We start from the raw sequence: 13,059 nt of genomic DNA on the forward strand, positions 1-13,059 counted from the left end.
AAGTCCCGTGGCTGTTACTCGTCGGGGGTGTAATGCTGATTTGGATTGCATATAAGCTGCTGGTAGATCAGGAGGAGCACGCCGAAGTCAAAGCCGGCACGACTTTATGGGGGGCTATTCGCACCATCGTTGTAGCCGATGCAGCCATGGGACTGGACAATGTGATTGCCGTCGCAGGCGCTGCCCAGCAGCATTTGATACTGGTGGTGCTTGGTCTGCTGATCAGCGTGCCGATTGTCGTATGGGGAAGCACTCTTTTCATCAAGCTTATTAACAAATTCCCCTGGATCATCTATCTGGGCTCGGCTGTGCTTGGCTATACCGCCTCCAATATGATTACCGAGGAACGCAAGCTGGAGCCATACTTTACCGCACACCCCCCGCTGCGTGTCCTGTTCATTGCCACAGTGATGGTTGGTATTTTGCTCACAGGCTATCTTCAAAACCGCAGAGCCATATCCAGCCGAAAAAAAGCTGTTTTAAAATAATTCCTAAGAAAAACCTCGTATATCTTATCTCTAATCTAAAAAAAGGCAGACCCGACAATAGTCGATGGATCTGCCTTTTTGTATACCGCTAAACGTAGCATCTTAAAAGATTTTAAAACCAATCCTCTTGCACAACTTCCTCTTTACGTCCCTCTATAGCTCCATCTGCCTCAAGAACAACAGTCTCCGTTGTAGCCACGGCCTGCTCAATCAACGTATTTAAATCCCGAATAGAGGCTTCGATCTTTTGAACAACCCATAAATTCGGATTGGTCGTTGGGGATTTGGGAACAAACAACGTGCAGCAATCCTCATACGGCAGGATAGATAGATCGTATGTGCCGATTTGCTTGGCTATTTCCGTAATTTCCTGTTTATCCATCATCACGAGAGGACGCAGCAACGGTAATTCCGTCGAACGCCCAATCACATTCATGCTTGATAAAGTTTGGCTGGCTACTTGACCGAGACTGTCACCCGTTACAAGCGCCAGCGCCCCTTCACGCTCCGCCAGCATCGTTGCAATACGCAGCATGGACCGTCTCATCAGCGTGATTATTAGATTATCCTGTCCGGTACGTGTAAAAGCCGTCTGCACCTCCGTAAAAGGTACAAGATGAATCTTGATGCGTCCTGCGTAACCCGCCAATACCCTCGCCAAGTCAATAACCTTTTCTTTCGCACGCTCACTCGTAAATGGATAGCTGTAAAAATGAACGCATTCGATTTCCAATCCTCTGCGCATGGAGGACCATCCTGCTACCGGACTGTCGATTCCGCCCGAGAGCAGCAGCATAGCTTTGCCGTTTGTACCTAACGGATAGCCTCCTACAGCCGTAATAATATCGCTAAATATATAAGCCGCCTGCTCTCTGACTTCCACCCGTAGCTCGATATCCGGTTGGCGCACATCGACCTTTAACTCTGGGAACTCGCGCAGTACCGGCGAACCAATCAAATGATTCATCTCATGAGAGGAATGGGCAAATCCTTTCCACACCCTGCGAGCATTTACCTTGAAAGTCATTCCTTCTCTTGGATTCAACTCACGCATCAAGGCTACAGAGGTCTCAATAATCGTGTCAAGCTCAACAGGAGCCATTTTAACAGGACTGATGGTGGTGATACCAAAGACTTTTTGTAGCACCTGAATGATCTGCTCATAAGGCTCTCCTCCGAGAACTACATAAATCCGTCCAAATTCCTTACGCAAAGAAGCGCCGGGAAACGGCTTGAGCAACAGTTTTACGTGATTCAGTACCGCCTTTTCAAAACGGGCGCGGTTTTTCCCTTTCAATGTAAATTCGCCAAAGCGAAGCAACAGCATATCATAATGCATTTTAACGTTTCCACCTTTCAAGGGATTCCAATTGCGCCACAGCCTTGCGGAGCGCGAGAATAAGCTCGTCAATATCCTGTTCTGTATGTTCATCGCCGAAGCTGATCCGAATGCCACCGGACGCCTCCGCCTCATTGCGACCCATCGCCAGCAAAACCCGGCTAGGCTCGGCCAATTTGGAGGAACAAGCCGATTTGGTGGATACCGCTACGCCCAGTTGCTCCAGCGTATGCAGCAGCACCTCAGCCTTCATACCCGGATACGAAAAATGGACAATGTGCGGCGCTTCCTCCCCGCTATTCAGTCGCAATTGAGGGATCGCCTTCACTTCCGCGGCTACCCGATCTCTCCACGCAGTCATACGCTGTGCCGCCTCTGCTTGCCGTTCTCCTGCCAGCCTGACCGCCTTGGACATACCGACAAGCAGCGGAACATTTTCCGTACCTGCACGAAATCCCTGCTCCTGAGAGCCTCCGCTAAGCAGCGGGAAAAGCTGCACACCTTCCCGAACCACAAGCAGTCCGGCTCCTTTGGGACCGCGCAGCTTATGTGCGGACAGGCTGTACAGATCAGCCTTCCAGCCCCGGATATCCACCGGAAGCTTTCCATAACCCTGCACACCATCAACATGGAACAGTACACGTGGGAACTGTTCCTTCAACGCGGCTCCGATATCATGTAGCGGCTGCACTCTTCCCGTCTCATTATTGACATGCATAATGCTGACTAAAATCGTGTCTTTGCGGATAGCTGCACAAACCTGCTCTGTACTGACATGCCCTTCCGCATCAACGGGCAAAAATGTGACCTCAAAGCCCACTTCTTGCAACTGTTTGCAAGCCTCATACACAGACGGATGCTCCGTTGATACTGTAACGATATGCTTGCCTCTGACCTGATACTGCAAGGCCACTCCCTTAATAGCGAGATTATTGCTTTCCGTTGCCCCGGATGTGAACACAATCTCCGCCGGATGTACGCCCAAAGCTGTAGCACAAACCTCCCGGGAACGCTTAAGCAGCTTATCCGCATCCTCCCCGTACCGATGCATTGAGGACGGGTTGCCATAGTGGCGTCTCATTACCTCTGCAATCGTCGTAATCACCTCTTCAAAAGGCGGAGCTGTCGCTGCATAATCAAAATATTTCATGGAACTCCCCTTTCTACCCTGCAGCCTCTACAACAAAAAAAGACCAAAACAGGGAAAGGCCACTGCATTACACAGTGACACCCTTTCCCCATATTGATCCTGCCTGCGGACCTGTCTGATTAAAATTTTGTTTTTCTTTATAAGCTACAGGGCTTAAATCGTATATTTTTCACGTGCGTTCTGAATTTTGGTAATATACTTTTGCGTTTCTAACGGAAGCTTGTCAAGCACAGCCATCAACTGCTCGTCACTATTCACGCCCAGTCGCTGTACCCGTCCGGGTCCCGCATTATAAGCTGCCAAGGCCATATTTTCCTGTCCGTTAAAACGTTTGATCTGGTAAGACAAATAACGAACTCCGGCATCAATATTTTGTGCAGGGTCATACGCATCGCTCACGCCCAACCCTTGGGCCGTAGCATCCATAAGCTGCATAAGGCCTTTGGCTCCGGCTGAAGAAGTGACCAGCGGGTTAAATGAAGATTCCGTATCAATGACCGCTTTAATCAGCGACACCGGAACCCCGTATTTATTGCTGGCCTCGTTAATTAGATCATCATAAGCCGTAGGTTTGGTTGGCCCATCGGTTGCTGTGCTGGAAGCAGGATATACCGCCAATGGCGAAGCTGCCCCTCTCGATGGTCCCAATTGGAGCCAGAGCAAACCATTTTCATCCCTTGTAACGTCCCCTGAATTGACACGAGCTGGAGCATCATTTGTCTCCAACTGGCCTGCCTGCTCAAGCAATCCGGAAAAAGCATCCGTTGTTCCCGTTTGTGCTGTAGCACTTATATTATTCAACAACTGCGTATCGATTATGGATTTGGACACGCGCGGATCTATTTGCATGTGGTATTCCCAACTTTCTTTAGTTGTTATATCCCAAACAGCCTATCATTACTGCTTATGATACAACGTTTTGTTATGTACTGCCATACTTTTTAACGAAAAAAGGCTCCGTATCTGTCGAAATGACAGCGGAGCTTCATGGTACTGACTTGATGCAGACAGATCGCTTTAATCATTTCTACTTGGACAGGCAAGCGATTACCCGGTTTTTCGTGCCTTCATGGAATCAACGTACAAACGGAATAAAAGCAAAGTAGCTTAATGTCGCCAGCGCACCCAGCCCGATCGACCAAATACCTGTTGTTTTGTTCCCATTTACATAAGCAAAAAAACCCAACACTGCAGCAATAGGCCCCAGCACAATAGACCACATAAATAGTGCGGCAATACCTGCGGCTAGACCGATATAGCCTGAGATACGTCCACTTTTGCTTATGACATGCTGCTCATCCTTGTCCTCATGCCGAGTCACGGCTGGTGAGCCGGGAGCTACCTCAGCAGCATATTCCTCTTGATGGTTGCGACGCTTGACAGAGCGTTCTTGAATACGACGGGGATAATCCACACGCTTGCGGCTAAAATTCTCTTCGTCTCGATGCTTATCAGTTTCATGATCTTCCATAATACACTGCACCTCCAATTACGTAATGATTCGCGGGATGGATTGTTACAGAGACTTTGGTTTAAAGGTGTGACAACAGGTTGCTGCGGAAGTTGCAGCCTGATCACGTTCGACTGAGCTGAAGCTTTCGCCCGCATATTCTTCATCAAATTTTTTCCCGGCATGACTGTCAATTTCTATCATGATCAAATCTGCCTTGCACAAGTTGTTTTCTCCCCAATAATGACAATTGGCTACGCTGCATTTGACTAGTGGCTTGGCCTCTTGGCTCATGATCATCACCTCGAATTCATTGTCCCCACGGTATCGTTCACCTATGCGCCACGGCATATGGCAGTTGGTGACATACGAAAAAAGCCGTTTCCGGCACCTCCTCCACACTGGCAGGAAGCAAACAGGAAACGGCTTGCTTGTCTCATTTGTTTTTGTTTTTAATTAAAAAAATCAACGGGCTAGATACTTATGCATGTGTACGACGAGTCTGCATCCGGCGCTGGGTCAAATAATCACTTTCATAATAAGTAAGATCATCGCGCAATTCTTCAAAATTTTTCGTAATGTCCATGATCACTTCGCGGGCGGGATTCACTGGCGTTTTACGGAAGCGTATAGCATCTTGTCCCGTATAAGCGTAGCGACCGTCCTCTGCGTAAGATTCATTTTTGGGATAAAAAAAGCTGTTCACGCAGTCATGGTAAACGTTATACAATGCCTTTTCCGCAAAATCGACGTCAAAGTTGGCACGGCGCAAAGCCACACCCAGCTTTTCATAAGATACTTCGGAAAAAACAAGGACATGGCGGAGATCTGACAAAAAGCCTTTGTAAAAGAGTACGGACTCCTCACTGCGATCCATAGCCAGTTCCGGCAGTGCATGCTCATTAAGGAATGCTTCCACCCGTTCCACGGCAGACTTCAGTTTCTCCTGCGCCGACTCACATAATTTTTGTACGTTGACTGCTGACATCAATGCAGCTCCCCCTTATTTGTTGCTTGTTCATCAATTTGGTTACCCGAAAATAGATCCTTCTAACCGAAAGAGCTGTAATTTTCAGTATTTATCCTACCACAAATAAGGATTGAAAGGTATAAAAACATGCCAACCTTCTCACGATAACCATAAATTCATAAACTCCCAAGGAGGACGGTCCCATGTCTCGGCAAAAATGGTTAAAACCCCTGATCGGAGCAGCCGCCGGGGTGCTTGTCATCACCCTGATGCTGCCTTCCCGAGATCACCGCCACACACCACAGCCCGAATATACGGCAAAAATGGTGCCACATCAGGAACAGCAGCTCAAAAAAGGAATGTTGGCTTTGGACTTGTCCGCTACAGACACCATCACTCGCATGGACGCTAGACAGGATATTGAATACGTAATGCGTGAACTGAATGGTAAAACCATTGATCAGAAAAAACATTTTGCCCGCAAGTTTCAGCAATCACACAGTCATCTTCACACGCTACAGTGGATCAATACACGTGACGGGAAGAGCACAACCTTCACAAGCAGGAAGACACCATCCCGTCTGCTTAATAACGCTCAAGTCAAAAACAGTCTGACAGCGGCTCGCCGTTCCGTCCTCCAAAACAAATCTTACGAATCCGCAGTCTTTCAGTTCGAGGGTCGAAAATATTTTGTTATGGCAGAGCCAGCGACTGACGGAACAAACGGCGTTGCCGCGCTGGTCAGCCAGCAAGTGCTTCGTGACGTGGAAAAGCATCAGCGCAAAAACCTGCGCCTCATCCCCTATCCGAAGGAAGGCAGCTACAAAATCGAATCGGTACATCCCGACACACTGCATGATATTACCGTCAAGACGGGTCATGACAATGAAAATGCGAGCCATTATTTTGAAAATGAAATTGTCGTTCGCTTCCGCCACAATCCTGATCAACGGCAATTGCGCGAGATCGCAGCAGATTTGAACTGTGAGCCAGGCCGAAAGCTCGGTTATACGTATGTGTTTCATTCGAATAACATGAACTTCAAAGAGCTAAAGCAATATTTCTCGCAGAAGTGGAACCCGGTATATGCAGAACCTCATTACATGTATCTGACGAATGAAAAAAAAACCGTAAAAGCGTCGGATGTCTCTATTCCAAATGACCTGCTCTTTTCCCGCTATCAGTGGAATCTGCCAGCCACCGAAACCAACCGGGGCTGGGCATTATCCAAAGGTAGCACAAATGTCGTCGTAGCCGTAGTGGATACGGGAGTGGATATGGACCATCCTGATTTGAAGGGCCAAATCCTCCCGGGACACAACGTAGTTAGCCCGAAAGAAAAACCTTACGACGACGTTGGTCACGGAACGCATGTTGCCGGCATCATATCCGCGCTCGTGAACAACGAAGAGGGAGTTGCCGGCATGACATGGTATAACAAGGTCATGCCGGTCAAGGTACTCGATCAATCCGGGTCCGGTACCACTTATTCCGTGGCAGAGGGCATTATATGGGCCGCAGACCATGGAGCCAAGGTCATTAATTTGAGTCTCGGCAATTATGCGCAAGCTGAATTTTTGCACGATGCGATTAAATATGCCTATGACAAGGATGTTGTATTAGTCGCGGCCACGGGAAATGATAATACGGAACGGCCCGGCTATCCCGCTGCCTATCCTGAAGTATTTGCCGTATCTGCCACAGACGCGTCTATGCACCGTGCCTCCTTTTCCAACTACGGAGATTATGTTGATGTTATGGCCCCCGGCGCAAGCATAGCAAGCACGTATCCGGGGAACCAATACGCTGCCCTCTCAGGCACTTCGATGGCCAGTCCGCATGTATCAGCGCTCGCGGCCCTCGTTCGTTCCATCAACCCCGACCTGACAAACAAAGAGGTCATGGATTTGATGAGAAACAGCGTGATTGATTTGGGTACACCAGGGCATGACAAATATTTCGGATATGGCCAAATCGATGTATATAAGGCGTTGAAAGCAGCTCAACGTCCGTATGTTCCTTTGCAGTTCTATCCACAGCATTTGAGTGATAAGTTAAAGTCTCTCTTGAAGATGCTCGAAACGTAAAAAAGATTCCGTTTGGGCAAAAAGCAGTCATGGTACGCTCCATGACTGCTTTTTTTGTAATCTCTTAGCGCTTAGAGCTGCTTCGTACCTGACGCTTGCCATTACTGCGAGTATGACTACGGGTATGACAGCAAGGATCACCTGGGTCCTTTACAACCACTGGAAATACATGGTGGGGTACAGGTATAATATGCGCTTGATTGATAATCTCAATCGGATGAACAACGGGAACAACTTGCGGATAAAATTGATGATTTACAAATTGGATCGGCGGGCACACGATCGGTTCGTTAGGGCAATGACTCATAATGTGCAACTCCTTTCGGTGAATTAGTACAGCATATTACGAAGGGGCTCCCTGTGATTGGATGATTACCCCCTATTGCAAATATCCTTACAAAATAGGCCTTCGTTCCATGATGCCCGAGCGGTCAAGCAGTTCTCCCAGCAAGCGGCATAACTTGCGCAATCCTACTTCAAGTGTGTCCTTGGCCGTGTATGAAAAGGAAATACGAATATGATTACTTTCCATACCACCTGCATAACATACCCCTCCCGGTAAAAAGGATATGCCTTCACGATCAGCTAATCGTCCCAGCTCTGCAATATCAACAGCAGGCGGGAGTTTTATCCATATATTAAGACCACCCTCAGGTACTTGCCAGGTGACTTCTACAGGGGCAAAGCGCTGGAGTGTGTACAAAGCAGTGGTCAGACGGTCCTGCATTTGATCCCTTAACGAGACGAGATGGTTGTCCAGCCGATGCCTGATGAAAGGTAACAGTGCTTTTTGCGTCAGCAGAGGGCTTCCCAGGTCCGTAGTTGACTTGGCTGCCACAAGACGGTCCAGCACGCTTCCTGTAGCCACTACACAAGCGATACGACAGCCGGGAGCGACGGTTTTACTGAAGCTTTTAATATAAATCACATGTCCGGACAGATCATGCGCCTTAATGGGAAGCGGTGGCTTTGTTTTGTAGTACAGATCAGAAAACGGATCATCTTCGACGATCAGACAATGATAACTTTGCGCCAGATCCAGAAGTTGCATGCGTCTGACCGTCGTTAAGGTTATTCCAGTAGGATTATGAAAGGTAGGTATCGTATAGATCAGCTTTGGAGGATGAGCGTCACAGAGGCGTGTCAGGATATCCATGCGCATGCCCTGCTCATCCATCGGAATCATGACCACCTTGGCACCTCGGCTGGTGAATACATCAATTGCACCCGTATACGTAGGAGCCTCCATATAGACGACATCACCAGGGCCAACGAACGTGCGAGCCACAAGATCAATCCCCTGCTGGGCGCCGCTTGTCACAAGCAGATGTTCCGCTGCAGTACGGATTCCACGTTCGCCCAGGTGAGCTGCAAATACTTCCCTCAGTTCTACATCCCCTTCGAAGGTGCCGTAAACAGCCATCACATCGGGATCTTTGGAGGATAAACGTCGGGTATCGGCTATGATTTCACGAGTGGGAAGAAGCTCTGGCTGAACTGCCGCAATATGAAATGAATAGGGAACCTGACGACTATGATTAAAGTTTCTCCACAACTGAGCACGCGGCAAATAATCAATCAGCGACATTTGCCATGATAAATCCAGCGCTTCCTCACGATGCAATGACACAGAAGGCTCGGCTACATAGCATCCCTTTCCCTGTGTACACACCACAAGATGTATGGATTCCAGCTCCGCATAAGCCTTGCTTACAGTTACAGGGCTAACCGAAAGCAGACTGGAAAAATGGCGGACAGAGGGAAGCTTTGTACCCTGAGGTAGCAGTCCCGACTCGATACGGTCCGCCAATGTTTTGGCAATCTGTAAATATAATTTAACGCTGCTATTGCGGCTAAGTTCAATATGCATCGGAATCGTCCCTCCAGGATCTGACCATTGACTTCCATTGTAACATTCAATCACTTGGTAGACGACGCGAATCGGCTAACAAGCTTCTTGTTTTCCCAGATCATAGCTCCCAGATAAACGTATTTGCCGTCGCGTTCCTCGCAGCACATACCGTCTTGTTTGGCGATAGACAGCCGGGTTTAGGGCGGCTAGCCGCTGGTTGCGCTTGATGATAAAATCCACCTTTGCATCCAGACAGACATTCAGATTTTCTGTCGCATCATTGCTGGCATATGATTGAAGCTGTGTATTCAATGTATTCCCGTGAAGATGGTCATGGATGCTTCTTGTATTCCATATTTTCTCGAATTGACTTTTTACTCGGGCATCATTATTATCTTATAGTATAAGATAAAAGCTAGAAGGTGTTGTGACCATTGGATTATAAGACATCAGCGACAGAACTGTTCGAGTATATTGTCAAAAAGCACAAACCGTCATTAGAGGAGCGAGGACACTACTCACGTGGTGAAATGGGGATTCTCATCTGTCTGAATTCCAATAAGGACGGGGTTACCTCGGGCCACTTGAGCGAATACTTGTCCGTCAGTACAGGACGGGTAGCAACGGCGCTGAAGAGCCTGGAGAAGAAAGGTCTGGTGGTACGCAATACTGATGTCACCGACAAACGTAAGGTGATTGTATTCATTACGGATTTAGGCAAGCAATTTATGATTGACAAGTATAATGAAGGAATCGCATGGACCGAGAGCATTCTTCGCAAGCTGGACGAACAGGATGCCAAAGAATTTATCCGACTCATTAAGCTTATTGTCTCTAAAAGTTGAATTCCTAAGCAGGTCGCATGCAGGGTGCATCAAATTGAATCAAACACCTAAGATTTTCAGATAAAAGGAGAGCAACAGAATGCTAAAGATATTCAAATATCTCAAGAAAAATGAATGGATGCTCGTGCTTTGCAGCCTGGCTTTCATCGTTGTGCAGGTTTGGCTTGATCTGAAGCTGCCAGATTATATGGCGGAAATTACGACCAAGCTGCAAAGGGAAGGAACGCCTATGTCGGAACTGCTGATTCCCGGCAGTTACATGCTGTTGTGTGCAGTCGGCAGTATGATTGCATCTATTATTGTTGGCTATTTCGCAGCGAAGGTGGCGGCAGGACTGGCCATGCGTCTGCGTGCGATGGTGTTTGATAAGACCTTGTCCTTTTCAATGGAAGAGATGAACAGCTTTTCGACGGCAAGCCTCATCACCCGCACCACGAACGATGTTACCCAGATTCAAACGATCGTTGCGTTGGGACTGCAGGTGATCGTCAAGGCACCGATTTTGGCCGTGTGGGCTATTGTGAAGATTGCGGATAAAAACTGGCAGTGGACCGCCTCTACAGGAGCGGCCGTGGCTGTTTTGATCCTGATGCTAAGTGTTATTGTTATTTTCGCTCTCCCCAGTTTCCAGCGAATCCAGCGTCTCACCGATAATCTGAACAGGGTAACACGTGAGCATTTGACTGGACTTCGGGTGGTGCGCGCTTATAATGCAGATCAGTATCAGGAGGAAAAGTTTGAGCAGGCCAACATCGAATTGACGAATACAAACCTGTTTGCGAATCGGTTAATGGCAATGATTGGCCCGGGTATGACCTTTATTATGTCGGGTTTGAGTGTCTCTATCTATTGCATCGGCGCTTACCTGATTAACGGGGCGGCCGTGCCGGACCGTATTGCGCTGTTCTCCAATATGGTTGTATTCTCCTCTTATGCGATGCAGGTGGTCATGGCCTTTATGATGGTTAGTATGATTTTCTTCCTGATGCCTCGCGCTTCGATTTCTGCCAAACGGATCATGGAGGTATTGAACACCCAATCCAGCATCATGAACGGGCATGAGACGGCTGGAGAAAAAGGCGTTATGGGACAGGTGGAATTTCGTAATGTCAGCTTCAAATATCCGGACGCCGAGGAGCCCGTGCTCCGCAACATTAGCTTTACGGCGAATCGAGGCGAGACGGTTGCCTTTATTGGCGCAACAGGCAGTGGCAAAACCAGTGTGATCAATCTGATTCCCCGTTTCTACGATGTGACCGAGGGAGAGGTGCTCGTGGATGGTGTGAATGTCAGAAACTATAAGCAGCAAGCACTCCATAACAAAATCGGGTATGTCCCTCAGAGAGCTGTGCTTTTCAGCGGTACGGTGGCATCCAACGTTTCGTATGGCGATAACGAAAGAGCAGGAGCTTCGGAGAAACTCGTCAAAGTAGCCGTAAGGATTGCCCAAGGCACGGAGTTTGTGGAAAAAATGGACGGTCAGTATCAGGGACGGATTTCACAAGGTGGAGCGAACGTGTCCGGTGGCCAGAAGCAGCGTCTGTCCATTGCGCGTGCCATCTACCGTCAGCCGGAAATTTATATCTTCGATGATTCCTTCTCGGCACTGGACTACAGAACAGACCGGATTCTGCGCTCCGCTCTCAAAAAAGAAACCGACCATGCTACGACACTCATTGTTGCTCAGCGCATAGGCACCATTAAGGACGCTGACCGGATTATCGTACTGGACCAAGGTGAGGTTGTAGGGAACGGTACACATGAAGAGCTGATGGCGAACTGCAGCACCTATCAGGAGATCGCTTATTCGCAGCTTTCAAAGGAGGAACTCGTACATGGATAAGAATGAACACACCGTCGGCAGCCAGCATATGAAAATGAAACAGCGAGGTCCCATGGGTGGTGGTCCCGCAGGGGGCATGGGTGCTGGTGAAAAAGCGAATAATTTTAAAAAGACCATCAGCCAGCTCTTATCCTACAGCAAAGCCTATGTGCCCATGATTATACTCTCTATGGTGCTGGCCCTGGTCGGTTCCGCCTTCAACGTGATTGGTCCGGGGAAGCTCAGCGATATTGCCAACCTGATCCAGGAAGGAATCGTAACAGGGGTTGATGTGAGTGCTGTCCAGAAAATCGTTCTTGTTTTGGCGCTTTTGTATGGTCTTGGTCTTATCTTTAACTATTTCCAAGGCTTCATTACGGCGACCGTGTCACAGCGTCTTACAAAGAAAATGCGGACAGAGCTGTCCCAAAAAATCAATCATATGCCTTTGAAGTATTTTGACGCTACGAGCTACGGTAATGTGCTCAGCCGTGTGACCAACGATGTCGATACCATCGGACAAACGTTAAACAACAGTCTCGGCACGCTTGTCAGCGCGCTGGCAACCTTCGTAGGCGCCCTGATTATGATGCTGTATACGAACTGGATTATGACCGTTACCGGGATTGTAGCTACGCTGATCGGTTTTTCCCTGATGACCGTGATTATGAAGCATTCACAGAAATATTTTGTAGCACAGCAAGCGGAGCTTGGCCAGATCAACGGTCATATCGAAGAAACCTATGCCGGTCATAACGTAGTCAAGGTATATAACGGAGAACAAGCAGCCAAGGAAGTGTTCCATGGCATTAACAGCCGCTTATATACAAATGCATGGAAATCCCAGTTTATGTCTGGCCTGATGATGCCGGTCATGATGTTCATCGGGAATTTCGGTTATGTCGCGGTCTGTGTCGTGGGCGCTTTGCTGGTGAACCAACATGCTATAACGATCGGAACCATTGTGGCCTTCATGGTGTATATTCGTCTGTTTACACAACCCTTGTCACAGCTGGCACAGGCCGCAACCAATCTGCAATCGGCGGCTGCCGCCAG

The 13,059-nt window shown here is 48.3% G+C and carries 14 protein-coding genes; 5 read left to right on the plus strand and 9 right to left on the minus strand.

Annotated elements, in window-relative coordinates; translation table 11 throughout:
- Positions 1-488 (plus strand): YjbE family putative metal transport protein (locus tag L696_RS0111695; protein WP_025683786.1); only part of this gene is annotated, 488 nt, incomplete at its 5' end.
- Positions 489-600: 112 nt separating this feature from the next.
- Here L696_RS0111695 and thiI read toward each other — a convergent pair.
- The 6 genes from thiI to L696_RS0111725 form a co-directional block, all read right to left on the minus strand.
- A complete protein-coding gene (gene thiI, locus L696_RS0111700) occupies positions 601-1,827 on the minus strand; it encodes a tRNA uracil 4-sulfurtransferase ThiI (RefSeq protein WP_025683787.1) in 1,227 nt (408 codons plus the stop codon).
- A gap of 1 nt (position 1,828) precedes the next feature.
- Entirely contained in the window at positions 1,829-2,977 is a 1,149-nt protein-coding gene (locus tag L696_RS0111705) for a cysteine desulfurase family protein (RefSeq protein ID WP_025683788.1), read from the minus strand.
- A gap of 153 nt (positions 2,978-3,130) precedes the next feature.
- Positions 3,131-3,826 (minus strand): lytic transglycosylase domain-containing protein, encoded by a 696-nt coding sequence (locus tag L696_RS0111710; RefSeq protein ID WP_025683789.1) that lies wholly within the window; start codon positions 3,824-3,826, stop codon positions 3,131-3,133.
- A 226-nt stretch (positions 3,827-4,052) separates the two neighbouring features.
- Positions 4,053-4,448, minus strand: a complete 396-nt coding sequence (locus L696_RS0111715) for a hypothetical protein (protein WP_025683790.1) — start codon at positions 4,446-4,448, stop codon at positions 4,053-4,055.
- A gap of 45 nt (positions 4,449-4,493) precedes the next feature.
- Positions 4,494-4,721, minus strand: a complete 228-nt coding sequence (locus tag L696_RS0111720; protein WP_025683791.1) for a DUF1540 domain-containing protein — start codon at positions 4,719-4,721, stop codon at positions 4,494-4,496.
- A 187-nt stretch (positions 4,722-4,908) separates the two neighbouring features.
- On the minus strand, positions 4,909-5,415 hold the full coding sequence (locus L696_RS0111725; protein WP_025683792.1) for a YpuI family protein: 507 nt from the start codon (positions 5,413-5,415) through the stop codon (positions 4,909-4,911).
- Positions 5,416-5,600: 185 nt separating this feature from the next.
- Here L696_RS0111725 and L696_RS0111730 point away from each other — a divergent pair, with 185 nt between their 5' ends.
- Complete coding sequence (locus L696_RS0111730) at positions 5,601-7,484, plus strand: S8 family peptidase (RefSeq protein ID WP_025683793.1); 1,884 nt, start codon at positions 5,601-5,603, stop codon at positions 7,482-7,484.
- Positions 7,485-7,548: 64 nt separating this feature from the next.
- Here L696_RS0111730 and L696_RS29490 read toward each other — a convergent pair whose 3' ends face one another.
- From L696_RS29490 to L696_RS0111740, 3 genes are all read right to left on the minus strand, one after another.
- Positions 7,549-7,791 carry a hypothetical protein gene (locus tag L696_RS29490; RefSeq protein WP_081750722.1) on the minus strand — a complete coding sequence of 81 codons (243 nt, stop codon included), beginning with the start codon at positions 7,789-7,791 and terminating at the stop codon, positions 7,549-7,551.
- 87 nt (positions 7,792-7,878) lie between these two features.
- The gene (pdxR, locus tag L696_RS0111735) at positions 7,879-9,354 is read right to left on the minus strand and encodes a MocR-like pyridoxine biosynthesis transcription factor PdxR (RefSeq protein ID WP_025683794.1); all 1,476 of its coding nucleotides are present in this window, start codon (positions 9,352-9,354) and stop codon (positions 7,879-7,881) included.
- Between the two features lie 75 nt (positions 9,355-9,429).
- Positions 9,430-9,648, minus strand: a complete 219-nt coding sequence (locus L696_RS0111740; RefSeq protein WP_025683795.1) for a hypothetical protein — start codon at positions 9,646-9,648, stop codon at positions 9,430-9,432.
- A 122-nt stretch (positions 9,649-9,770) separates the two neighbouring features.
- Between L696_RS0111740 and L696_RS0111745 the strand changes: the two genes are divergently transcribed.
- From L696_RS0111745 to L696_RS0111755, 3 genes are all read left to right on the plus strand, one after another.
- Positions 9,771-10,181 carry a MarR family winged helix-turn-helix transcriptional regulator gene (locus L696_RS0111745; protein ID WP_025683796.1) on the plus strand — a complete coding sequence of 137 codons (411 nt, stop codon included), beginning with the start codon at positions 9,771-9,773 and terminating at the stop codon, positions 10,179-10,181.
- Between the two features lie 79 nt (positions 10,182-10,260).
- A complete protein-coding gene (locus tag L696_RS0111750; RefSeq protein WP_025683797.1) occupies positions 10,261-12,024 on the plus strand; it encodes an ABC transporter ATP-binding protein in 1,764 nt (587 codons plus the stop codon).
- The coding region (locus L696_RS0111755; RefSeq protein WP_025683798.1) for an ABC transporter permease at positions 12,017-13,059 on the plus strand (1,043 nt) is incomplete at its 3' end. The genes L696_RS0111750 and L696_RS0111755, both read left to right, overlap by 8 nt.

This window comes from Paenibacillus maysiensis (assembly GCF_000520815.1).
GTDB lineage: Bacteria > Bacillota > Bacilli > Paenibacillales > Paenibacillaceae > Paenibacillus > Paenibacillus maysiensis.